Annotated in this window: 21 protein-coding genes; 16 read left to right on the top strand and 5 right to left on the bottom strand. The window is 56.7% G+C overall.

The genetic code is table 11. The annotated features are described in order from the left end of the window. Positions 1–26: 26 nt before the first annotated feature. The gene (locus KDX30_RS19390; RefSeq protein WP_231677237.1) at positions 27–551 is read left to right on the top strand and encodes a hypothetical protein; all 525 of its coding nucleotides are present in this window, start codon (positions 27–29) and stop codon (positions 549–551) included. A gap of 128 nt (positions 552–679) precedes the next feature. After that, positions 680–1,417: a leucine-rich repeat domain-containing protein gene (locus KDX30_RS19385; protein WP_231677236.1), complete on the top strand. Its 738-nt coding sequence runs from the start codon at positions 680–682 to the stop codon at positions 1,415–1,417. Between the two features lie 272 nt (positions 1,418–1,689). On the opposite strand, the gene KDX30_RS19380 is transcribed toward KDX30_RS19385, so the two are convergent. Together KDX30_RS19380 and KDX30_RS19375 are read right to left on the bottom strand one after the other, a co-directional pair. After that, on the bottom strand, positions 1,690–4,815 hold the full coding sequence (locus KDX30_RS19380; protein WP_231677235.1) for an efflux RND transporter permease subunit: 3,126 nt from the start codon (positions 4,813–4,815) through the stop codon (positions 1,690–1,692). Next, positions 4,815–5,978 carry an efflux RND transporter periplasmic adaptor subunit gene (locus tag KDX30_RS19375; protein ID WP_231677234.1) on the bottom strand — a complete coding sequence of 388 codons (1,164 nt, stop codon included), beginning with the start codon at positions 5,976–5,978 and terminating at the stop codon, positions 4,815–4,817. The genes KDX30_RS19380 and KDX30_RS19375 overlap by 1 nt, the downstream gene beginning before the upstream one ends. 150 nt (positions 5,979–6,128) lie before the next feature. On the opposite strand from KDX30_RS19375, the gene KDX30_RS19370 reads away from it, so the two are divergent. Together KDX30_RS19370 and KDX30_RS19365 are read left to right on the top strand one after the other, a co-directional pair. Further along, positions 6,129–6,833, top strand: coding sequence for a response regulator (locus KDX30_RS19370; RefSeq protein ID WP_027899273.1), 705 nt, complete (start codon positions 6,129–6,131; stop codon positions 6,831–6,833). Between the two features lie 50 nt (positions 6,834–6,883). After that, positions 6,884–8,194, top strand: coding sequence for an ATP-binding protein (locus tag KDX30_RS19365; protein ID WP_231677233.1), 1,311 nt, complete (start codon positions 6,884–6,886; stop codon positions 8,192–8,194). A 36-nt stretch (positions 8,195–8,230) separates the two neighbouring features. On the opposite strand, the gene yfcF is transcribed toward KDX30_RS19365, so the two are convergent. After that, positions 8,231–8,857 (bottom strand): glutathione transferase, encoded by a 627-nt coding sequence (gene yfcF, locus KDX30_RS19360; RefSeq protein WP_231677232.1) that lies wholly within the window; start codon positions 8,855–8,857, stop codon positions 8,231–8,233. Positions 8,858–9,029: 172 nt separating this feature from the next. On the opposite strand from yfcF, the gene KDX30_RS19355 reads away from it, so the two are divergent. Continuing rightward, on the top strand, positions 9,030–9,599 hold the full coding sequence (locus KDX30_RS19355) for an RNA 2'-phosphotransferase (RefSeq protein ID WP_231677231.1): 570 nt from the start codon (positions 9,030–9,032) through the stop codon (positions 9,597–9,599). Positions 9,600–10,296: 697 nt separating this feature from the next. On the opposite strand, the gene KDX30_RS19350 is transcribed toward KDX30_RS19355, so the two are convergent. Further along, entirely contained in the window at positions 10,297–11,241 is a 945-nt protein-coding gene (locus KDX30_RS19350; protein ID WP_122706285.1) for a LysR family transcriptional regulator, read from the bottom strand. A 274-nt stretch (positions 11,242–11,515) separates the two neighbouring features. On the opposite strand from KDX30_RS19350, the gene KDX30_RS19345 reads away from it, so the two are divergent. From KDX30_RS19345 to KDX30_RS19300, 10 genes are all read left to right on the top strand, one after another. Next, a complete protein-coding gene (locus tag KDX30_RS19345) occupies positions 11,516–12,814 on the top strand; it encodes an MFS transporter (RefSeq protein WP_231677230.1) in 1,299 nt (432 codons plus the stop codon). A gap of 17 nt (positions 12,815–12,831) precedes the next feature. Next, positions 12,832–14,016 (top strand): L-rhamnonate dehydratase, encoded by a 1,185-nt coding sequence (gene rhmD, locus KDX30_RS19340; protein WP_027899279.1) that lies wholly within the window; start codon positions 12,832–12,834, stop codon positions 14,014–14,016. Positions 14,017–14,058: 42 nt separating this feature from the next. After that, positions 14,059–14,859, top strand: a complete 801-nt coding sequence (locus KDX30_RS19335; protein ID WP_231677229.1) for an aldolase/citrate lyase family protein — start codon at positions 14,059–14,061, stop codon at positions 14,857–14,859. Between the two features lie 17 nt (positions 14,860–14,876). Then, positions 14,877–16,310 carry an aldehyde dehydrogenase gene (gene aldA, locus KDX30_RS19330; RefSeq protein WP_231677228.1) on the top strand — a complete coding sequence of 478 codons (1,434 nt, stop codon included), beginning with the start codon at positions 14,877–14,879 and terminating at the stop codon, positions 16,308–16,310. Between the two features lie 167 nt (positions 16,311–16,477). Further along, complete coding sequence (locus KDX30_RS19325; protein WP_099269774.1) at positions 16,478–17,059, top strand: TetR/AcrR family transcriptional regulator; 582 nt, start codon at positions 16,478–16,480, stop codon at positions 17,057–17,059. A gap of 73 nt (positions 17,060–17,132) precedes the next feature. After that, on the top strand, positions 17,133–18,236 hold the full coding sequence (locus tag KDX30_RS19320) for an alkene reductase (RefSeq protein ID WP_231677227.1): 1,104 nt from the start codon (positions 17,133–17,135) through the stop codon (positions 18,234–18,236). A 90-nt stretch (positions 18,237–18,326) separates the two neighbouring features. After that, positions 18,327–19,070 carry an SDR family oxidoreductase gene (locus KDX30_RS19315; RefSeq protein WP_231677226.1) on the top strand — a complete coding sequence of 248 codons (744 nt, stop codon included), beginning with the start codon at positions 18,327–18,329 and terminating at the stop codon, positions 19,068–19,070. A 60-nt stretch (positions 19,071–19,130) separates the two neighbouring features. Next, the gene (locus KDX30_RS19310) at positions 19,131–19,517 is read left to right on the top strand and encodes a nuclear transport factor 2 family protein (RefSeq protein WP_099269771.1); all 387 of its coding nucleotides are present in this window, start codon (positions 19,131–19,133) and stop codon (positions 19,515–19,517) included. Between the two features lie 63 nt (positions 19,518–19,580). Continuing rightward, on the top strand, positions 19,581–20,228 hold the full coding sequence (locus tag KDX30_RS19305; RefSeq protein WP_231677225.1) for an SDR family oxidoreductase: 648 nt from the start codon (positions 19,581–19,583) through the stop codon (positions 20,226–20,228). Between the two features lie 27 nt (positions 20,229–20,255). Beyond that, complete coding sequence (locus KDX30_RS19300) at positions 20,256–20,693, top strand: SRPBCC family protein (RefSeq protein WP_099269769.1); 438 nt, start codon at positions 20,256–20,258, stop codon at positions 20,691–20,693. 69 nt (positions 20,694–20,762) lie between these two features. Here the strand turns inward: KDX30_RS19300 and KDX30_RS19295 are convergent, their stop codons facing one another. Continuing rightward, positions 20,763–21,584, bottom strand: coding sequence for a LysR family transcriptional regulator (locus KDX30_RS19295; protein ID WP_231677224.1), 822 nt, complete (start codon positions 21,582–21,584; stop codon positions 20,763–20,765). Between the two features lie 128 nt (positions 21,585–21,712). Between KDX30_RS19295 and KDX30_RS19290 the strand changes: the two genes are divergently transcribed. Continuing rightward, positions 21,713–22,087, top strand: a complete 375-nt coding sequence (locus KDX30_RS19290; RefSeq protein WP_231677223.1) for a cupin domain-containing protein — start codon at positions 21,713–21,715, stop codon at positions 22,085–22,087. The last annotated feature ends 477 nt before the right edge of the window (positions 22,088–22,564 follow it).

The raw sequence follows: 22,564 nt of genomic DNA, 5'->3' as shown, positions 1-22,564 counted from the left end.
TCCAACCTCCAAGGAATCATTCTCTGGTGAACGCCCGCATGACATCAAAACCAGACAGAAGCGCCCAGGACCTCATTAACGCGCGCACGTTGATTGGCCGGAAAGTGTCAGGGATTTTGCATGATCAATATTATTTCAATGGCGAAAAATGTCTGATCGGTAAAGGGTCGATCGAGTGGCAACTCGGCGAGCACGGTTACCTGTCAATGTATCTGCTGAGTAACGGTGAAAGCGTGGGTGCGGATTTGCTCCCGCTTGAACCGCCCATCTCCTTCGACCTTGAATCTGGAGACACCTGCTCGTGGCTTAGAGAGGACTTACTTCAGGATCTTGAGGCCTCTCATCTGGTCAATATTGCCGTTGAAGACGTCATCGGAATGGTTGATACATGGCCAAATCAGAAAGGACACTTGGTGGGTTTCAAGATCCTTTTCGAGACCGGAGACTTCATCATTTTCCTTAATCAAGGTGACGAGGAAGCCGTTCTGCTGAACGAGCTACCTCCTGAGTCAGACGGGATAACGACAACCTGGGTGTCCCTTATTGAGTAACGCTTGGGGGCTCACTCTACAAACAGTGGAACCTGACCTCAAATCAATCCGGTGAATCGCGAGCATGCCTATACTCGGGCGCCCTAAACACTCACTCACGTCATGAAACAGTTGGGTAGATCCGGACAATGGCTTTATTACTCGATAGAGAATTCGCCGAACAAGAGCTGGCAGAAAGAAACGAGCTTGATCTGAGGAATATCTCAGCCAAAGTATGGCCTGTCATTCTGTCCAGGTGCATGGCGACTGAGCTACGTCTTTACAACATTAAACTACCCACACTCGATGGGATCGAGACGCTTGTCAGAACGCGCCAGTTACGGTTGGAATGGGCGACTAAAATTGAATCGCTTGAACCTGTTTTCAGGTTGAAAGGTTTGACGCATCTGACAATTGGAGACTTCCCAAAACTGCGTCGACTGGACGGGCTTGAAACCTTGAGCGAGCTCACCGAACTGCACCTGTCCGGAAATGTGGGTGGAGGATCGGCGCCGCTGCGCCTTGACTCAATCGAGTCGGTATCGCGTATTCCCAATCTCAACAGGCTTTCCATAGCAAATATGAAGCTCGAGACCGACGATATCTCCAGCCTTGCTCGCTGCTCGAACCTTCGGTATTTGAGCCTGACAAATCAGTTCCAGCGGACGCAGATCGCCTTCCTTGCAGGCAAGTTAAACGCGCAGCTCGCAGAACCGCTGACTGCGCACGTAAAAACGCATCTGCGTTGCGTCAAGTGTGATGCATTCACCTCGATGTTCACCGGGCGCAGAATGCCTTTCCTCTGCCCCGTTTGTGATGCGCCACGGTTTGAAAAACTAACTCAGCAATTCGAACAGATGGTGGTCGACGCATCATCTGCTGAATAACCAGTCGGCATCCTCTTAACAGATCTACCGCTATCGCGAGCAAGCTCACTCCTACAGGGTTCATGTGTGCTTCACGGACACCGGGCGCCCTCTCACCAAAAAAACTATCTGGTTTGGAATGCTTTTTATCTGTAGGAGCGCGCTTGCCCGCGATTTGGTCTTTCAATCAATAAATATATCGGCTGTGCTGACGCTATCGCGGGCAAGCGCGCTCCTACATGTCGCCATTTGCCGGGCGCGCCAACACTCCGGCAACGGCGAGCAGAGACAACTTACTCACGCACAATGCCCTCGTCGACTTTCGCCTTTGGCCTGACCTTTTCCACCATCCCCATGACCAGCACAAAGAACACTGGGACAAAAACCACTGCCAGGGTTGCCGTCAACATGCCACCGATCACTCCGGTGCCAATGGCCTGCTGGCTGGCCGAACTCGCACCTGAAGCAAAGACCAATGGCACCACGCCGAGTATGAAGGCCAGCGAGGTCATGATGATCGGTCGTAGCCGCAGGCGCGCAGCCTGAATGCTCGCCTCGACCCGGCCCATGCCCTGATCATGCAGGCTCTTGGCAAACTCGATGATCAGGATGGCGTTCTTCGCCGACAGACCAATAATGGTGATCAGCCCCACTTTGAAAAACACATCGTTAGGCATGCCACGCAATGTCACCGCCAGCACCGCACCGATGATCCCCAGCGGTACGACCAACAGCACCGCAGCCGGGATCGCCCAGCTTTCATAGAGCGCTGCCAGACACAGAAATACCACCAGCATCGACAGGCCGAGCAACAGCGGAGCCTGACCGCCCGAGATACGTTCCTGCAACGACAAACCAGTCCATTGCAGAGCAAAACCGGATGGCAGCCCCGAAGCCAGACGCTCCATTTCTTCCATGGCTTCACCGGTGCTATGACCCGGCGACGGTTCCCCGGACAGGCTCACCGAGGGATAACCGTTGTAGCGATTGAGCTGCGCCGGTCCTCTGCTCCAGTTGACCTTGGCGAAGGCTGACACCGGGACCATACGACCCTGACTGTTTTTGACTTCCAGCTTCAGCAGGTCATCCACCTGCTGCCTGCGATCACCTTCACTTTGCACAATCACTTGCTGCATGCGCCCCTGATTCGGAAAGTCATTCACGTAAGCAGAACCCAACGACGTCGACAGCACGTTGGCGATGTCGGCAAATGAAATGCCCATGGCATTGGCTTGCTGACGGTCCACCTCGATGTTGACCTGAGGAGTTTCCGCCAACGAGGCTTCGCGCACGTTCTGCAGAATCGGACTTTTACTGATCCTGCCCAGCAGATCGTCACGCGCCTGCCGCAATGCGTCGTAACCCTGTGAGCCGCGATCCTGCAAGCGCACTTCAAACCCACCTGACGTGCCCAGACCTTCTACCGGCGGCGGCAAAAGGCTAAATACCATGGCGTCCTTGAGGCCAAAAAACACAGCGCTGGCACGGTCGGCGATGGATTGCGCAGAATCCTGTGCTGTCCGTTCCGACCAATCCTTCAAGGTGGTAAACGCCAGCGCTGCGTTCTGCCCGCTCCCGGAAAAGCTGAAGCCGAGAATCATCACCGTATTGGCGATGCCGGGCTCCTGCGCGTTATGCGCTTCGATCTGTTTGGCGATTTCGATGGTACGGTTCTGGCTGGCGCCCGGCGGCAGCTGAATATCCGTGATGGTGTAGCCCTGATCCTCAACCGGCAGGAACGAGGATGGAAGACGGGTAAACAGCACACCCATGACGCCAACCAACACCACGAACACCAGCATGTAACGGCCCAACTGGCGCACGGCCTTGCTCACCCAGCTTTCATAACCGTCGCTGAGACGATCAAAACGTCGGTTGAACCAGCCAAAAAAGCCTTTCTTCTCGTGATGTGAATCAGCAGGAATAGGCTTGAGTAATGTCGCGCACAACGCCGGTGTCAGGCTAAGGGCCAGGAACGCCGAGAACACAATGGCGACGGCCATGGAGATTGAGAACTGTTGATAGATCACGCCGACCGAGCCGGGCATGAAGGCCATGGGTATAAACACCGCGGTCAGCACCAGTGTGATGCCGATGATCGCGCTGCTGATTTCGGTCATGGCCTTGCGCGTAGCATCTTTGGGCGATAAGCCTTCTTGCACCATCAACCGCTCGACGTTCTCCACCACCACAATCGCATCATCCACCAGAATGCCGATGGCCAACACCATGCCGAACAGCGTCAGTACGTTGATGGAAAAACCAACCACATACATCACGGCAAATGTGCCCATCAACGCCACGGGCACCACAAGGGCCGGAATTAGCGTATAGCGAATGTTCTGCAGGAACAGAAACATCACGATGAACACCAGCACCATGGCCTCCACCAGGGTGTAGATGACTTTGGTAATCGATACTTTGACGAAGGGCGATGTGTCGTAAGGAATGTCGTATTTCACCCCGGCCGGGAAGTACCGCGACAGCTCATCCAGTTTCTCCCGGACCTGGGTCGCAGTACTCATGGCGTTGCCCGCAGGCGCCAATTGCACCCCCACCGCGACTGATGCCTTACCGTCGAGGCGGGTCGCGAAGTTGTAATTCTGGCCACCGACTTCAACCCGCGCCACGTCGCCGATCGTTACGTTGGAGCCGTTGGAGTTGGCTTTGAGCACAATCGAAGCGAACTCCTGCGGCGAACTCAGTTGCCCTTTAACCATGACCGTCGCCGTCAGCTCCTGATCGGATGACGACGGCAAGTCGCCGATGCTCCCGGCTGAGACCTGTACGTTCTGCTCGGATATAGCGAGGCTGACATCAGCCGGTGTCAGGTTGAACGCCACGAGCTTCTGCGGATCGATCCAGATCCGCATCGCGCGCTCGGAGCCAAACAACTGCGCCTTGCCCACACCATCAAGACGCTTGAGTTCGTTGACCACATTACGGGTCAGATAGTCACTCAGGGCAATTTCATCCAGACGCCCGTCCATGGAGGTCAGTGTCGCGATCATCAGAAAGCCCGCTGACGTTTCCTCGATCTGCAAGCCTTGCTGAGTGACGGCACGAGGCAGGCGAGGTTCAACCACTTTCAACCGGTTCTGCACATCGACCTTGGCCAGCTCGGGATCGGTGCCCGGCTGGAAAGTCACGGTCATGGTGGCCGTGTTCTGGCTGCTGCTGGAACTGAAATAGAGCAGGTGATTAACACCGTTCAGTTCCTGCTCGATCAGGCTGACCACGCTTTCATCGATGGTCTGGGCGGACGCGCCGGGATACGTGGCCGTCAGTTCTATTTGCGGCGGCGCGACGCTGGGGTATTGAGCGACGGGCAGGTTAGGTATCGCCAACAGACCCGCGAGGACAATGAACAACGCGATGACCCAGGCAAATACCGGCCGATCAATAAAAAACTGCGGCATTACTTATGCTCCTGAGCAGAGGCTGGCACACCCTGTTCTTCAGCGGTCACTGCCGCTCCAGGCTGAACATGCTGCAAGCCCGACACCACCACCCGGTCTCCCGCACTGAGGCCGGTTTTCACGATCCAGCGGTTGTTTTGCACATCACCCAGTTCGACGGCGCGTTCCTGAGCTTTGCCTACCGCGTCGACTACCAGGACCAATGCTTTGCCGGCCGCGTCGCGCTGCACTGCGCGCTGGGCAACAGTAATACCCTGCTCAACGCGGGCCTGATCCAGCTTTACCCGGATGAAACTGCCCGGCAACAGCTCGCTTTGCGGGTTGGGAAACTCGCTGCGCAGCACGATCTGGCCGGTACTTTGATCAACGGTCAGGTCGGAGAACAGCAACTTGCCTTTGATGGGGTAAGGGCTGCCATCCTCCTGGATCAGCGTCGCAGTGATCTGGCCCTGTTCCAGCTGCTGCAACTGCCCCTGACGCAACGAACTGCGCAGCTCGCTGATCTGGCGGGTGGACTGATTGATGTCGGCATAAATGGGCTGCAATTGCTGAATGGTTGCCAGCGGGGTCGCATCGCCCTGCCCCACCAGCGCGCCCTCGGTGACCAAAGCCTTGCTGATACGCCCGGAGATCGGTGCGGTAACGGTTGCATAGCCCAGGCTCAAGCGTGAACGTTTGAGCGCCGCCCGGCTTGAAGCCACGTCCGCATCGGCCTGCAGAAAGCTGGCCCGGGCGTTTTCCGACTCCTGACGGCTCACGGCGTTGATCTTCACCAACTCGGCGTAACGCTCTGCCTGCAAGCGGGTTTGATACTGGTTGGCCTCTGCCTTGCGAAGAGCAGCCTCAGCGCTGTCGACATCCGCCTGAAACGGCGCAGGATCAATGCGAAACAGAACATCGCCCTGTTTGACGTCAGTGCCCTCGCGATAAACCCGCTGCAGCACGATACCCGCGACTCGCGCACGAACCTCGGCGGTGCGCGGCGAAACCAGACGTCCATTCAACTCTGTTGTGATGGTCAGGGGCTGAGTCTTGACGGTCTCGACGCTGACTTGCGGCGGTGGCATTTGCTGCTGGGCCGGTGGCTCACCACAGCCGGTCAGCGCAACAAGACCGGCACACAACAGCAAACGGCGTGGATCGAGACGAAAAAAAGACGGCATGATGGCGTTCCCCTGAAGATAACGCCATGCTAAAGACGCGCGCCAGGGCGCATGTAAACAAGTGTTGGAAAGATGTGAAGAAGTGTTAAGGCTTCGTACCAATACGGCATGCCGTGGTTATGCTGCTCACTTTGCGAAACGGCCCGAAGAATGACCAGGATAATGCTTGTCGAGGATGACGCGGCGCTGTCTGAGCTGATTGCCAGCTACCTGCAGCGCTTCGAATACAACGTGGCGGTGATCAACCGTGGCGACCGCGCGCTCGAAAGCATGCATCGGCTGAACCCGGACCTGGTCATTCTCGACCTGATGCTGCCTGGGCTGGACGGCTTGCATGTATGCAGGCAATTGCGCGACGAAAAACCCGGCTTGCCCATTCTCATGCTCACCGCCCGCGACAAAAGCGACGATCAGATACTCGGCCTTGAAACCGGTGCCGATGATTACGTTGCCAAGCCCTGTGAGCCGCGCGTGCTATTGGCAAGGATTCGCACGCTGTTGCGACGAAGCACAACGGCCGCCACACCTCGCGAAAACAATCAGCAAATCGTGCTCGGCCAGTTGCTAATCGACCAGACTGAGCGTCAGGTGCAATGGCGCAAGCAAGACGTGGAATTATCGTCAGGTGAATACAACTTGCTTCTGGTACTTGCTCGTCACGTGGGTGAAGTCCTGAGCCGGGATCAGTTGATCCAGCAACTGCGCGGCATCGAGTTCAACGGGGTCGACCGATCGGTGGATGTGGCCATTTCCAAACTGCGGCGCAAATTCGAAGACGCTCCGGGCGAACCGCGCAAGATCAAAACAGTCTGGGGCAAAGGTTACTTGTTGAGCCGTTCCGAATGGGATGAGTAACCCGTTCACCGCCCTGTCCTCCTTCTGACCTTCACAGTTGATCAATCGCCATGTTCAAGATGCTCGCCCGGCTTTACCTGATCATGCTGGTAACGTACGGCGTAGCGCTGTATACCGTGCCAGAGCTGGTGCTGAAACTGTTCGATGAGCGCACCGTCACCTACAACCAGCAGCAGATCAAAGGCACGCTGCGGCTGATTCAGGTGCGTTTCATGCACACACCGCAAAACCAGTGGCCCGCGCTCGAACGCGAGCTGCATGAAGACTTTGCCCCCCTGCAGCTCAGGGTCATCCCGCTGACTGATGCGAGCCTGAACGACAGCGAGCGCGCCGACCTCGTGCAAGGCAAGAACGCCGTGCGCAGAGGCTATTACGGCGAATGGGGCACGGCCTTGACGCTGTTGCCCGGTGATAAGGTCATCAAGCTGGTATCTCCGGATCCCCCTGTCGATATCAACATCATCTACTGGCTGATGAATATTCTGGTAGGTGCGGCACTGCTGGGCTGCATGTTGATATGGGTGCGACCACACTGGCGCGACCTGCAACGACTCAAGCGCACCGCGATGATGCTGGGCAAGGGTAACCTCGCCGAGCGCACGCAAATATCGCCGCGCTCGAACATCGGCGACCTGGCCCAGGTGTTTGACAAAATGGCTCAGGACATCGAAGGCCTGCTCAATCAGCAGCAAGAGCTACTGAATGCCGTCTCCCATGAACTGCGCACGCCTTTATCGAGGCTGGAATTCGGCATGGCACTGGTCATGGCCGACCCACTGGAGCCGCCGACAAAGCTGCGGCTTGAACAAATGATCGGCCATGTACGCGAACTGGACTCGTTGATTGACGAGCTGCTCTCGTACACTCGCCTGCAATCGCCCTATCAACTTCCGGACCTGCAAGAGGTGCCCGTGCAGGCGTATCTGGACAGCGTTCTGGGCGGGTTTATCGACGAGCAGGAAAGCCGAAACTTCAGCCTGATTCTGCAATTTGAAACTACGCCCGAACGGTTCGTACTCGACCCGCGCCTCACCGCACGCGCACTCCAGAACCTGATCAACAATGCAATTCGATACTGTGAAAAGCAGGTCAAAGTCAGTGCGCGCAGGCATCCTGAAAACGGTTTGGTGTTCAGCGTCGAGGACGACGGCATCGGTATCCCCGCCCACGAACAGGAACGCATCTTCGAGCCGTTTTACCGAATGGACAGAAGCCGTGATCGCGACACGGGCGGGTTTGGGTTGGGGCTGGCAATCAGTCGACGCTCCATTGAATGCCAGGGCGGGAATATTACGGTGGGCTCGTCAACGCTGGGTGGCGCCAGGTTTGAGATATTTTTGCCGTTTGCCAAGGCTGGATGACCGCTATTGGCAATAGCGGACATCACAGGCACCCAGCTACAACGGCGGACGCTGCAAACCGACCCATTCCTGCACACTCGGCCGTTGCCATTGGCGCTGTGCATATTCCACCAGTGCGGGCGGCACTGAGTCGCCATTGAGTATCAGCCGATTCAGCATCACGGCCAGATCCACATCGGCGATTGACCACTCGCCAAACAAGTACTCTGGGCTGTCGGCAAGCAGTGCTTGTGCTGCGCTGAACAGCTTGCGTGTTGCGGACTCGGCCTCTGTCGATAACGGGCCGGCCTTGACGCCATAGAACACAACCAGCGTGGAGCGCTCCTGACGAATGGGTAGCAGGTCACTGCGAATCCATGCCTGAACCTGCCGCGCTTTTGCACGCTGCCTGGGATTTTTTGGATAAACCGGAGACTCGGGGAAAACCTCTTCCAGATACTCGGTAATCGCTGACGACTCGGACAGTGCAAAGTCGCCATGTATCAGCGTTGGTACCCGTTGCGTTAGCGAAAGGCTGGCGTAATCAGCTGACTGATTTTCAGACGCCTCGAGATCCACAGGAATCAGTTCGAATTCGATGCCCTTTTCGCGCAGTACCACGAAAGCCGACATGGCGTAGGGGCTGGTCAATTGCGAGTCAACATACAAACGCAGGTTATTCAAGGGTTCATCTCCTTATGCAGAAGACGACACGCTACGAGGTTCATGGAGTTAAATAAAATTCATGATTTTCATGGGCGTATTCCAATGGGGAATAAAGACAGACGCGCTTGCCTGTTCCCGTTTCGCCAAGAACAATAACGCGCCTGAACACTCATGAATAAGGACATTTCCTTTGAACAGGAAACAACGAGATGACCTCAGCAAGTTCCTCAGCTATGTCCTGCGCCACGGCCCTGAATCCATTGGGTTAACACTGGATCGCGACGGCTGGGCAGACATTGGAAAGCTGATCGAAAACGCCGGACAGCACGGTCACACGTTTGATCACCCGATGCTGCTCGAGGTGGTGGATACCAATGAAAAGAAGCGTTTCACGGTCTCCGAAGACGGCCAGCGTATAAGAGCTGCGCAAGGTCACAGCACCGCACTTGTTCAGCTACAACTTGACGAAAAAGTGCCGCCCGCCGTGCTTTATCACGGCACCGCCGAGCGTTTCATGGCGTCCATCGAGGCGCAAGGACTGATCCCCGGCAGCAGACACCATGTTCATCTGTCGGAACATCAAGAGACCGCAGTCGAGGTAGGCATGCGGTACGGAAAACCTGTACTGCTTACCGTAGACACCCAAGCCATGAGAAATGCAGGCATGCAGTTTTTTCAGGCTGACAATGGCGTGTGGTTGGTGGAGTGTGTGCCGGTTGAGTTTCTGAGCAGAACTTCAGTTGAGTGTTGGCTGCGGTGATTCAGGTCAATCGTCTCGCGAACAAGTTCGCTCCTACCGGTTGGCGCCGCGTCAGGTAGGAGGCAACTTGTTGGCGAGAAGGCTTGATGCGGTCAATCAGATCTACCGTCTCGCGAACAAGTTCGCTCCTACCGATTGGCGCTGAGTCAGGTAGGAGGCAACTTGTTGGCGAGAAGGCTTGATGCGGTCTTTCAGATCTACCGTCTCGCGAACAAGTTCGCTCCTACCGATTGGCGTTGAGTCAGGTAGGAGGCAACTTGTTGGCGAGAGGGCTTGATGCGGTCTTTCAGATCTACCGTCTCGCGAACAAGTTCGCTTCTACCGATTTGCGCTGAGTCAGGTAGGAGGCAACTTGTTGGCGAGAAGGCTTGATGCGGTCTTTCAGATCTACCGTCTCGCGAACAAGTTCGCTCCTACCAATTGGCGTTGAGTCAGGTAGAAGGCAACTTGTTGGCGAGAGGGCTTGATGCGGTCTTTCAGATCTACCGTCTCGCGAACAAGTTCGCTCCTACCGATTGGCGTTGAGTCAGGTAGGAGGCAACTTGTTGGCGAGAAGGCTTGATGCGGTCAATCAGGTCTGTCGTCTCGCGAACAAGTTCGCTCCTACCGATTGGCGCTGAGTCAGGTAGGAGGCAACTTGTTGGCGAGAAGGCTTGATGCGGTCATTCAGGTAATGCGTTTCAAATTTACCGCCGCATCACGACGTCTCGCGAGCTCGTTTACGCAGCAAATCAATGAAGTGCTGCAGCTCGCGACTGACCGGTTCGCCTTTGCGGCGTAGCAAGCCGAACGGGGCCATCTGCGCGTCCAGCGTGACCGGCAGCGCCTTGACCAGGCCCATCTTCAGGTAGTCCCGCATGGCCGACTCGGAAAGCACCATCAGGGCGTCGGTCAGTTGCACCAATTGCTGCATGGAGTACACCGAGCTGCACTCGATGATGTCGGCGGGTATCGGCAGTTCAAGCTTTTGCAACGCCTGCTCGATGGCGATGCGGGCCGGGCTGGTCTCGGGTTGCAAAATCCACGGCCAGTCCCTGACCAGCTCTGCCCATTGCAACTTGCGACGGCGAGCCAACGGATGGCCGCTGTGCACCACGGCAATCAGCCGCTCGTTGCCCAAAGGCTCAAACTCGTACTGCTCACGATCGGTGATAAGGTTGCGCCGCGTCACGGCGATATCGACACGCCCCTGCTCCAGCAACTGCACCACCTGATCGCTGGTATCGCCCATGATCCGGATGCGCAGTTGCGGATTGAGGCCTTTGATCTCGGCGACGGCGTTCATCACCAGATCAGGCGCCGCACCCATAATCGTACCGATCGACAAATACCCATAACCACCCTGCTTGCGCACGGCAATGTCGGCAGCGCAACGATCGAGCCCGCTCAGGGCGGCTTCGGCAAAGCGCAGCAATTCGCGGCCCAGCGCAGTTGGGCGCATGCCCCTCGGCAGACGCTCGAACAGCTCGCAGCCGAACATGTCTTCGATTTCCTGAAGCATGCGGGTCGCCGCAGGCTGAGACATGCTCATACTCAATGATGCGCGGTGCAGATTGAGGCTGGAGCCGAGCACCACCAGCATCTGCAGATGCTTGTAACGCAGCCGGCCAAACAGCTGATGGGGAGACCGCTCGACACTCATACTGCCCTCTGCAATCGATAACTTTAAGGTATCGACTATAAGCTTAATTCGATTAGTCATGCATCCCTGCCAGGCAGTAGAGTCCTCAGCACAAGAAAACAACACCCACCGAGGTGAATCCAATGAAACGCTCTGCCGCCCTCTTTTTGTCCCCCGCTTACAGCCGTCGCATTCCGCAAGCCAGCCCGTTATCTGCATCCTGTTGAGGCCCCACGCGCCCCTTCATCTGCTTTGAAAATTTACGCAGTCAAATAATTCCAAAAAGGAAACTGACGTGAACACTCTACCCGCGACTTTACTGCGCAAGGTCTCCTGGCGGCTGCTGCCGTTTCTGTTGCTGATGTACATCATGGCGTTCCTTGATCGTGCCAACGTTGGCTTTGCCAAACAGGCATTCCAGGCCGATACCGGCATCGGCGACGCTGCCTTCGCGTTCGGCGCTGGGGTTTTCTTCGCCGGTTACGCGTTGCTGGAGGTGCCCAGCAACCTGATCATGCACAAGATCGGCGCCCGCCTCTGGATGTGCCGGATCATGGTGACCTGGGGCCTTGTCTCCGCCGCCATGATGTTCGCCCACAACGAAACCACCTTCTACGTTCTGCGCTTTCTGCTGGGTGTGGCTGAGGCTGGTTTCTTTCCGGGCGTGATTCTGTACCTCACCTACTGGTTCCCCAGCGCTTCACGCGGCAAGGCCATGGGTTTCTTCTATTTCGGCGCGCCACTGGCCTTCATCTTCGGCAGCCCATTATCTGGCTTGTTGCTTGAACTGGACGGCTTCATGGGCACCCACGGCTGGCAGTGGCTGTTTGCAGTCGAAGGATTAATGGCGAGCGTGGTCGGTGTCTGGGCCTATTTCTATCTCGACAACCGCCCTGCCGACGCTAAATGGCTTACGCCAGAAGAGCGTCACCAGTTGCAAGCCGTGCTGGATGCCGAGGACAGCCAGAAACAAGCGCACGGCAGCCTTCTGAAGATCCTTTGCCAGCCTGCGGTTCTGTATCTGTGCCTGATTTATCTGCTGATTCAGGCCAGCGTGTATGGCGTGGTTTTCTATCTACCCAGTCAGGTGGCCGGTTTGCTGGGCACTAAAGTCGGCCTGATGGTCGGGCTGGTGAGCGCTGTACCGTGGTTGTGCGCTCTGTTGGCTGCCTGGAAGATTCCGGCTATCGCTGATCGTACCGGTCAGCGTCGTACCGTGGCCGCACTGACCCTGGTGGTCTCGGGACTGGGAATCGCCGCCTCGGTGACCTTCGCCAACCCGATGCTCGGCATTCTTGCGCTGTGCTTCGCTGCCTCGGGTTTTATTGCCGTGCAACCGGTGTTCTGGACATTCCCCGGTAGCTTTCTGGCTGGTGCCGCCGCAGCCGGTGCTATCGCGCTGATCAACTCTTTCGGAGCACTGGGCGGGTTCATTGCACCGATTCTGAAGAACTGGGCAGAAGCCTCCTTTCAGTCTCCGGCAGCCGGCTTGTACGTGCTGGCCGTCACGACACTCATTGCCGCAGCCCTGATCATGGGCATTCGCCCGCCGAGTCAGGCTGTCCCTCGCAAGCAACCGACCTTTCAAGTCTGACCAGGAGGAATTACATCATGGCCATTCCAACCATCAAACATGTTCGCGCCTTTGTCCTGCGCGGCGGTGGCGCCGACTATCACGATCAGGGCGACGGCCACTGGATCGACGATCACATCGCCACACCGATGAGCAAATACCCGGAGTACCGCCAGAGCCGTCGCAGCTTCGGTATTAACGTACTCGGCACTCTCGTTGTCGAGGTCGAAGACTCGGAAGGCAATATCGGTTTTGCCGTCACCACCGGCGGTGAACCCGCGGCCTATATCGTCGAAAAACACCTGGCACGTTTTGTCGAAGGCGCGAAGGTCACCGATATCGAGCGCATCTGGGATCAGATGTACTTCTCTTCACAGTATTACGGCCGCAAGGGGCTGGTGATTAACACGATTTCCGGTATCGACCTGGCGCTTTGGGATTTGCTTGGCAAGGTCCGCAAAGAACCCGTGCACCAGTTACTGGGCGGTGCAGTCCGCGACGAACTGCAATTCTATGCCACCGGCGCCCGTCCGGACCTGGCGCAAAAGATGGGTTTCATCGGCGGCAAGCTGCCACTGCATCACGGCCCGGCTGAGGGCGAAGAAGGCCTGCGCAAGAATCTCGAGGAGCTGGCGGTCATGCGCGAACGCGTCGGCAAGGATTTCTGGCTGATGCTCGATTGCTGGATGAGCCTGGACCTCAACTACGCCACGCGTCTGGCCCAAGGTGCCCACGAGTTTGGTCTGAAGTGGATCGAAGAAGCGCTCTCACCTGACGATTACTGGGGCTACGCTGCACTAAAGAAAGCCGTGCCCACCGGCATGCTGGTCACCACCGGCGAGCATGAAGCAACACGCTGGGGCTTCCGGATGCTGCTGGAAATGGGCTGCTGCGACATCATCCAGCCGGACGTCGGCTGGTGTGGCGGGATCACCGAACTGATCAAGATCTCGGCGCTGGCCGACGCCCACAGCGCGATGGTTGTACCCCACGGATCTTCTGTTTACAGCTATCACTTTGTGGCCACCCGCACCAATAGCCCGTTCGCCGAATTCCTGATGATGGCGCCCAAGGCCGACGAAGTGGTGCCCATGTTCCATCCACAACTACTGGGCGAACCGGTCCCGGAAAACGGTCGCATGCGGATTTCGAAACTCGATCAACCAGGTTTTGGCGTGACGTTGAACCCCGAGTGCCAGCTGCACCGCCCTTACCAGCACTGATTGCGCAATTTGATGTTCGAGTTCGACTCGACAGGAGTCCCTATGAAAATGCAACGCAACGCCTTCAAGGCCGCCTTGGCCAAAGGCGAGCCGCAATACGGTATCTGGGCTGGCTTTGCCACGGGATACGGCGCTGAAATCACCGCCAGCTTTGGCTACGACTGGATGCTCATCGACGGCGAACACGCGCCGAATACCGTGCCTTCGATCCTGGCCCAGTTACAGGCCGTGGCGCCCTACTCCACCGCGCCCATCGTGCGCGCCGTGAGTCACGATCCGGTGTTGATCAAGCAGTTGCTGGATATCGGCGCCCAGACCCTGATGATCCCGATGGTCGAGACCGCTGCGCAGGCTCGCGCGCTGGTACAGGCCACCCGTTATCCGCCGCACGGTATTCGTGGGGTGGGCGGCGGCTTGACCCGCGCCACTCGCTGGGACGGCGTGCCGGACTACATCAATACGGCCCATGAAGAGCTTTGCCTGATCGTTCAGGTCGAGTCTCGCGCTGGCGTCGACAACGTCGCTGAAATCGCCGCGGTGGAAGGCGTTGATGCGGTGTTCATCGGCCCGGCTGACCTGTCCACCGGGCTAGGCCATATCGGTAATCCGTCACATCCCGAAGTGCAGGAAAAAATCCGCCATGCGATTGATGCCACCCTTGCGGCTGGCAAGGTCAGCGGAATTCTGGCCCCGGCTGAAGAGGATGCGCGTCGCTATCAAAGCTTGGGCTGTCAGTTCATCGCAGTGGCCATCGACATCAGCCTGATGCGCCAGGCGGCACTCAACAACCTCGCGCTTTATCGTGACGCCACCGAACAACGCCCGGCCTCACGCACCTATTGACTGGAAGGAACCCGACCATGTCTTCAGTACCGGTTTACGAAAACTATATCAACGGCGAATTCGTCCCCAGCGCCGAGCACTTTGACGTGCTCAACCCGGCGACTGGCGCAGTACTTGCCAGAGTCCCCGCCTCTGACGCCGACCAAGTGGATCGCGCGCTGTTAGCAGCTCGCTCGGCCCAGTCGGCATGGGCAAAACGTCCGGCCAACGAACGTGCAGGTTATCTGCGCAAGATCGCCAGCAAGCTGCGTGAAAACGTTGCCCACCTGGCCCGCACCATCACCCTGGAGCAAGGCAAGATCTACGGGTTGGCCGAAGTAGAGGTCAACTTCACAGCCGACTACCTGGACTATATGGCCGAGTGGGCACGACGTATCGAAGGTGAAATCATCACCAGCGATCGTCCGGGCGAGAACATCTTCATGTTTCGCAAACCGCTGGGTGTGGTGGCGGGCATCCTGCCGTGGAACTTCCCGTTTTTCCTGATCGCTCGCAAGATGGCTCCGGCGCTGGTTACGGGTAATACCATCGTCATCAAGCCCAGCGAAGAGACACCCAATAACTGTTTCGAGTTTGCCCGTCTTGTCGCGGAAACTGATCTTCCTGCGGGCGTGTTCAACGTGGTTTGCGGAGATGGCCGGGTCGGTGCAGCGCTGACATCAAATCAGCAAGTGGACATGATCAGCTTCACCGGAAGCGTCGAAACCGGTGCACGAATCATGAGCGCGGCAGCGCCCAACATCACCAAACTCAACCTTGAGCTGGGCGGTAAAGCCCCTGCCATCGTGCTCGCCGATGCGGACCTGGAACTTGCCGTCAAAGCCATTCGCGACTCGCGGATCATCAACACCGGACAAGTGTGCAACTGCGCTGAACGGGTGTACGTCGAGCGTGGCGTCGCCGATGAATTCATCGACAGGATCAGCGCTGCCATGGCCGCGACCCGCTACGGTGATCCACTGGCCGACAGCTCGGTAGAGATGGGCCCGCTGATCAATCGGCAAGGGCTGGAAAGCGTTGCCGCCAAAGTCAAAAAAGCCCAGGCACAAGGCGCCAACCTGATCACCGGCGGCAACATCGCCGACCTCGGCCAGGGTTTCCACTTCCAGCCAACAGTGCTGACGGGTTGCAGCGCTGACATGGAGATCATGCGCAAAGAAATATTCGGCCCCGTGCTGCCCATCCAGATTGTCGATGACCTTGATGAAGCTATCGCCCTGGCCAATGACTGCGAATACGGCCTGACGTCATCGCTGTATACCCGGGACCTGAGCAAGGCGATGTACGCCATCCGTGAAATCGACTTTGGCGAAACCTACATCAATCGAGAAAACTTCGAGGCTATGCAGGGCTTTCATGCCGGTGTCAGAAAGTCTGGCGTCGGCGGCGCGGACGGCAAGCATGGCTTGTATGAGTACACCCACACGCATGTTGTCTATCTCCAGGCTTAAGGGCCCTTAGCGGACTTGCTCACAAGGCTGATCAAGCCCTCTGTTTTGCTCACCACACCTGAACGCACCGATGGTTCTCCTCGTCAGCGGTGCGTTTATTGTCCCAACAAATGAAATCGAATAGCTTGTAGACGACTGGTCAGTTTTAATTTAGGATCGCCGTCATTATGAAGAAACCTAACCACGACATGCGACAGCACATCCTTGATGTGGCTCGCTCGCTCATGACGAACAAGGGCTACACCGCTGTAGGTCTCGCCGAAGTGGTGAGCGCTGCGGGCGTGCCAAAAGGTTCGTTTTACTACTATTTCAAATCCAAGGAAGAATTCGGTGAAGCGCTGCTTGAAGAGTACTTTTCTGAATATCTGGGCCGCGTCGATGCGCTGATGGCGCTTCCGGGCAACGGAGCAGAACGACTGTGGGCTTACTTCAATTACTGGAAGGAAACCCAGGGCACCGACCTCCCCGACGGTAAGTGCCTGGTCGTCAAGCTTGGTCCTGAGGTGTGCGACCTTTCTGACGGCATGCGTAAGGTCCTTGAGCGAGGTACGGCAAAGATCATTCAGCGCATCACCACGTGCGTTGATCTGGGTATCGCCGATGACAGTTTGCATCCCGGAGAAGACAGCCGCGCGTTTGCCGAGGGCCTTTACCAGCTCTGGCTCGGGGCTTCGCTGTTAGTGAAAGTAAACAAGTCTACAGACTCCTTCGACACCGCTCTGAACATGAGCAAGCGCCTACTGAGGTAGTGCGCTTTTTTTTAGCGCATTTTAGTAGACGACCGGTCAGTTATGCCCATCAACTTTGCAGGTAAATCAATCAATGAACGACATCAGCACGACCACCGATCTTTTCTCGCCGGTTAGTATGGGCTCCATCGAGCTGGCCAACCGTATCGTCATGGCCCCCGTCACACGTAGCCGGTATGGCGAAGACGGCGTTCCCGGTGATCTACACGCCACTTATTACGCACAACGCGCCAGTGCAGGCCTGATCGTCGCCGAGGCCACTAACATTTCCGCCCAGGGCCGAGGCTATGCCGCAACACCCGGCATCTGGAACGAGGCACAAGTCGCCGGCTGGCGCAAAGTGACAGACGCAGTACACGCAGCGGGCGGCAAGATCGTCAGCCAGCTGTGGCATGTCGGTCGGTTCTCCAGCGTCGACCTGCAACCCGACGGTCAGGCACCGGTCGCGCCCTCCGCGATCAAAGCGGAAGGCAACACCTACACCGCCAATGGTTTTGTCCCGGTGTCTACACCCCGCGCACTGGAGACCGACGAGATCCCCGGCATCATCGAGCAGTACATACGGGCTGCCGAAAACACCAAACGTGCCGGTTTTGATGGCGTCGAAGTCCACTCAGCCAACAGCTATTTGCTGGACCAGTTTCTGCGCGACTCTACTAATCAACGCACGGATCAGTACGGCGGCTCGATTGAAAACCGCGCCCGCCTGACGCTGGAAGTCACCCAGGCCATCGTCGATATCTGGGGCAATGATCGCGTGGGTATTCGTCTATCGCCGGTCACGCCGGATGCTGGCAACACCCCTCCGGACAGCAATGTCATGGGCCTGCATGGTTACCTGATCCAGCAACTCAACGCATTCAATCTGGCGTATCTGCATTTCGTCGAAGGCGCCACGGCCACGTCACGTGAAGTTCCTGAAGGCGTCGATATGGACGCACTGAGCGCGCAGTTCAACGGCACCTTCATCGGCAACAACAACTACGACCTGGACATGGCAATCGAGCGCCGGGCGCAAGGCAAGATCGACGCAGTGGCGTTCGGACGCCTGTTTATCTCAAACCCGGATCTGGTCAAGCGCCTGCGCTACGGTGCCGAACTGACCATCGCCCCCCGCGAGTCGTACTACGGCGGTGGTGCCAAGGGCTATACCGACTGGCCTCTGGGTAGCTATTGAATTCGCTGAACAACTACTGATTCGCTGAACGCCGCACGTCGTTATCAATTATTACGGCGCTGGATGACTGCGACTTGAAAAAGGTGAGATATGAATTACCTGAGCAACAAAACAGCCATTGTCACAGGCGCCTCCTCCGGGATTGGTGCCGCCACTGCCAGAGCCCTTGCGAAAGAAGGCGTAAAGGTTGTGGCCGCCGCACTTGATGAACAGGGCCTGAGCGCTTTGGTCACCGAACTACGCGCTGCCGGTTACGAAGCAACGAGCTGCATCACTGACGTAACCCGCCTTGATGACACTCTCGCCCTCGCTCGATTTGCAATAGACACCTACGGCTCGGTGGACATCCTGATCAATAACGCAGGCTTGATGCTCTTTTCCAGCTGGGTCGACGTGGCCGTTCAGGACTGGAACGCGATGATCGACGTAAACATCAAGGGCTACCTGAATTCAATCGCTGCGGTGCTGCCGTTCATGGTCGAGCAGCAGTCGGGCCAGATTCTGAACATGGACTCCGTTGCAGGCCATCAGGTTGGCCCTTCGGCAGGCGTGTACAGCGCCACCAAGTTTTTCGTGCAGGCCATGACAGAGTCGATGCGCAAAGAGCTGGGCGTATACCACGGCATCCGCGTCAACACGGTAAGCCCCGGCGTAATCAATACCGGCTGGGCCGACAAGGTCACAGACCCGGCAGGCCGAAAAGCCGCCAAAGCACTCAATGAAATCGCCATCGCGCCCGAGGACATCAGCCGCGCCGTGATCTACGCACTCAACCAGCCCGCAAATGTCACCGTCAACGATCTGATCATCTCCCCTACCCGTCAGGACTGGTGATCACTCCAATCATCCTCGACCAGGTGCGATTAATTTAATCAACAACAGGAAGACAACCTTATGAGCAATAACATCAAAGCAGTTCCCACCAGCGACTACAACGCTGTGATTGAAACCGCTGGAAAGTACATCGAGGGCCTGCGCACTGGTAGCGTCGCCACTATCGAAGAGGCCTTTCACAAAGACGCGATCATGTACGGCTTCACCAACGGCAAACTCTTGGGTGGACCGATCAGCAACCTCTATACGTTTGTGGAAAGTAACGGCACCGCTCCGGGCATCACCACGCGTCTGGACATACTCGCGATCACCCCGACGACCGCAGTAGTCCGCGTCGACATGGAGAAGGACGCCATCGGCGCCGATTACAACGACTACCTGACGCTGCTCAAAATCGACAGCAACTGGAAGGTGATCGCCAAGGTCTACCACCAGTTCGAAGGTTAATTACAGGTTGCGATGTACTGGTACCTCCAAGTGCCAGTACGTCGGCCATCAGAGGAGAATCCCATGTCTAAAGTGTTCGTTATCGGCGCAGCAGGTAAGGTCGGAAGCCGCCTGATCACTAAACTCAGCGCTGTGGGTCATGAGGTGATCGCACTTCATCGCAAAGAACAGCAAGCAGAGCCACTCAAATCACAGGGCGCCACGCCACTGCTGGGTAACCTCACCGAGCTGGATGCTTCTCAGCTGGCCGGTGCCATGGCAGGCAGCGATACCGTGGTATTCACCGCCGGGGCCGGTGGCGCAGGTATGGAACTGACCAACGCCATCGATGGCAAGGGCCTGGAAACAGCCGTCAATGCTGCGCAGTTGGCAGGCGTGCGCCGCTTCTTGCTGGTATCGGCGTTCCCCGAAGCACTTCGAGCGGGCGAAACCTCCGAAGGGTTCGAGAACTACATGAAGGTCAAGAAACAAGCCGATGTGTTTCTGGCTTCTTCTGAACTGGATTGGGTCATCCTGAGACCCGGCACCCTTGTGGACAGCCCCGGTACAGGTAACGTAAGAGCAGGACTGGCGATCCCCTACGGCGAAATTCCCCGTGACGACGTTGCTGCGTTTCTGGCCGAGCTCATAAAAAACCCTCAAGTATCTCGAGTCATCATCGAACTGACTCAAGGCACGACTCCTGTCGATGTGGCAGCGAGAAGTTTCTGATCCACTAAAACACCTGGAGAATGACGCATGGCATCCGTTGAATACAGCGCAGTTATAGAGAGTAGTGCTGAGCAAGTCTGGCGAGTGCTAAGCCATTTTGGCGGTATCGCCGAATGGCATCCAGCAATTGAGCAAAGCCATATTGAGGGCGAACAACCAGGCAGCGCCGTGGGCGCAATCCGTCGACTCGACCTCGCTGACGGCGACGTTCTGCGTGAGCGACTCTTAACCCTGGATGACCACCATATGGCCCTCTCCTACGCATTCGAAGAGTCGCCTTTACCACTGGATAATTATCAGGCGCAGGTCAAAGTGGCTGTGGCCGAGGAGGCACAGCAATGTGTCGTGGAATGGAAAGCGACGTTTGATGTTCGAGAGCCGGAAGCAGCCGCTCATTTTGAAAAGACGATCCGCGAACTGATCGTGGGTGGTCATGAAAGTCTGGCGGCATTTGTCAAAAAGTAGCGACCCTCTAGCAATGGGTCGTTTGCAAATGCCCAAAGGTGCCAGCTGCTGTTTCTCGCCTGCCGCTGCCTAACGGTAATGCTGGCGAATGACCTCTGCCATCTGCAACGCACCGCTACTCGCATTCGGCGAAACGTGAAGTTCGATTGCAAACTCTGGCAGCACAGGCAATCCGGACTCTACTCCGACCACTTTGAGGCCCTCGGGCACCAGCGAGCGCAGCCATGGCGTCAGGGCCAAGCCACTCCGAACAGTTGATAACGTGGCGTCGACCGAAGCATTTTCAAACACCACGCGCCAACTGATGTGCGATTCGATCAGCAGTGCAAACACGGTTTTTCGAAACGTACAGGTTGGCGTCACGAAGCATAACGGCAAGGGCCGTTGGCACAGTAGCTCATCCGAGGCGCTCAGCCATACCAAGGGCTCCGCGTACAAACGCTCTCCAACACCTTCACTTTCAGGGCACTGGCGCAGTGTGAGGTCAATCAACCCTTTCGTGAAATCACTCATCAGATCAAGGGACGAGCCCGTCACAATAGTGACCTCTACGTCAGGATGGTTATGAGCGTAGTTCTTGAGGATCGGTGAAAAATGAGCACCGGCCATGTCGTAAGGCACGCCAACCCGCACGCTTCGGGTGCCGACTATCCCTGTCATGTCCTCGTATAGACTGTCGCTGTGATCAAGTAGACGCCTGGCTTTGGGCAGAAAGTCTGCCCCTCGTTCTGTCAGTTGGGTTCCACCAGGATCACGCACCAGCAACATGCAATTGAAGAAGCTCTCAAGGCGTTTGATCTGCTGGCTGATCCCGCCTTGGGTAAGGTGCAACTGTCGCGCTGCTGCGCTGATACTGCCTGTCTCGGCAACCACAACAAATGTACGGATCAAAACGAGATCAATAGTGCGAAGTCTGGACATGGGGGCCATTACAAATATTAATGCCCCCATTATAAACATTCGATATGGCCAGTCATCTCACCGACGTAAATTGACGCTCCCTCAACGGAGTTAGAACCATGATCCCAAGCGGTAATACCATCAACATCGAATCAGCCCTGGCTGAAGTTACTCAGTATTGGTCTCCGCACGTCATCGGCCAGGTTAACGACCAGTACATCAAGGTTGCGAAGCTGAAAGGCGAATTGATGTGGCATGCCCATGCAGATGAAGACGAAATGTTCATGGTGGTCTATGGGACCCTGAAAATCCAGCTGGAGGACCGCGACATCATCCTCCGGCCGGGCGAATTCTGCATCATCCCCAGGCAGGTCAGACATAACCCGGTGGCTGAAGATGAGTGCGGAATCATGCTGATTGAAACGGTCACGACACGGCATACAGGCGATGAAGTCAGCGCCAGAACCGTGCCTATCGAAAGGCAGTTGAGATAGGAATATTGCGCTACACATGACTGTCTGAATTTATGCGCGCCTCTCAAACAACACGCAAACTACAGGATTGAAATGCAGTTTATGTAGGAGCTGCCGAAGGCTGCGAAGCATGTATCCTGACACACCGCGATCGCAGCCTTCGGCAGCTCCTACAAGTCCTGTGTTTACTGTGCGACAGCGCGGTGTCATCCCAAATCAAATAGTTGAATAGTTTTTGATCGGACTCATGGATCAAAATCATGCCCCTGACTTGGCCCCCAGTTCTCGCAGCTTCGCCTCAAAATATTGAATCTGCCCCGCATCTTCAGGATCAACGTTACGGACTATCTGCAGCGCCTTGGCGTAGGCGGCTCGGGCTTTGGGATTGTGGCCTTGAGCCTGGTAGATAGCAGCTTTCGGTCCGATAGGAGTTCATGCTCAGCGCGATTCAGCTAAAGACCAAAGGATTCGCTGTTAGAATTCCCGCCGAATCACTCA

The organism is Pseudomonas quasicaspiana, assembly GCF_021147825.1.
In the GTDB taxonomy this organism is placed as follows: Bacteria; Pseudomonadota; Gammaproteobacteria; order Pseudomonadales; family Pseudomonadaceae; genus Aquipseudomonas; species Aquipseudomonas quasicaspiana.
The sequence above is the reverse complement of the archived record's forward strand: the minus strand, read 5'-3'. Positions and strand labels throughout refer to the sequence as shown.

What these genes read in the sequence shown, in the direction of transcription:
- KDX30_RS19385 (WP_231677236.1), top strand. Translation starts at nt 680, where the DNA reads ATGGCTTTATTACTCGATAGAGAATTCGCCGAACAAGAGCTGGCAGAA.
- KDX30_RS19380 (WP_231677235.1), bottom strand. Translation starts at nt 4,815, where the DNA reads ATGCCGCAGTTTTTTATTGATCGGCCGGTATTTGCCTGGGTCATCGCG.
- KDX30_RS19375 (WP_231677234.1), bottom strand. Translation starts at nt 5,978, where the DNA reads ATGCCGTCTTTTTTTCGTCTCGATCCACGCCGTTTGCTGTTGTGTGCC.
- KDX30_RS19370 (WP_027899273.1), top strand. Translation starts at nt 6,129, where the DNA reads ATGACCAGGATAATGCTTGTCGAGGATGACGCGGCGCTGTCTGAGCTG.
- KDX30_RS19365 (WP_231677233.1), top strand. Translation starts at nt 6,884, where the DNA reads ATGTTCAAGATGCTCGCCCGGCTTTACCTGATCATGCTGGTAACGTAC.
- KDX30_RS19350 (WP_122706285.1), bottom strand. Translation starts at nt 11,241, where the DNA reads ATGAGTGTCGAGCGGTCTCCCCATCAGCTGTTTGGCCGGCTGCGTTAC.
- rhmD (WP_027899279.1), top strand. Translation starts at nt 12,832, where the DNA reads ATGGCCATTCCAACCATCAAACATGTTCGCGCCTTTGTCCTGCGCGGC.
- KDX30_RS19335 (WP_231677229.1), top strand. Translation starts at nt 14,059, where the DNA reads ATGAAAATGCAACGCAACGCCTTCAAGGCCGCCTTGGCCAAAGGCGAG.
- aldA (WP_231677228.1), top strand. Translation starts at nt 14,877, where the DNA reads ATGTCTTCAGTACCGGTTTACGAAAACTATATCAACGGCGAATTCGTC.
- KDX30_RS19325 (WP_099269774.1), top strand. Translation starts at nt 16,478, where the DNA reads ATGAAGAAACCTAACCACGACATGCGACAGCACATCCTTGATGTGGCT.
- KDX30_RS19320 (WP_231677227.1), top strand. Translation starts at nt 17,133, where the DNA reads ATGAACGACATCAGCACGACCACCGATCTTTTCTCGCCGGTTAGTATG.
- KDX30_RS19315 (WP_231677226.1), top strand. Translation starts at nt 18,327, where the DNA reads ATGAATTACCTGAGCAACAAAACAGCCATTGTCACAGGCGCCTCCTCC.
- KDX30_RS19310 (WP_099269771.1), top strand. Translation starts at nt 19,131, where the DNA reads ATGAGCAATAACATCAAAGCAGTTCCCACCAGCGACTACAACGCTGTG.
- KDX30_RS19305 (WP_231677225.1), top strand. Translation starts at nt 19,581, where the DNA reads ATGTCTAAAGTGTTCGTTATCGGCGCAGCAGGTAAGGTCGGAAGCCGC.
- KDX30_RS19300 (WP_099269769.1), top strand. Translation starts at nt 20,256, where the DNA reads ATGGCATCCGTTGAATACAGCGCAGTTATAGAGAGTAGTGCTGAGCAA.
- KDX30_RS19290 (WP_231677223.1), top strand. Translation starts at nt 21,713, where the DNA reads ATGATCCCAAGCGGTAATACCATCAACATCGAATCAGCCCTGGCTGAA.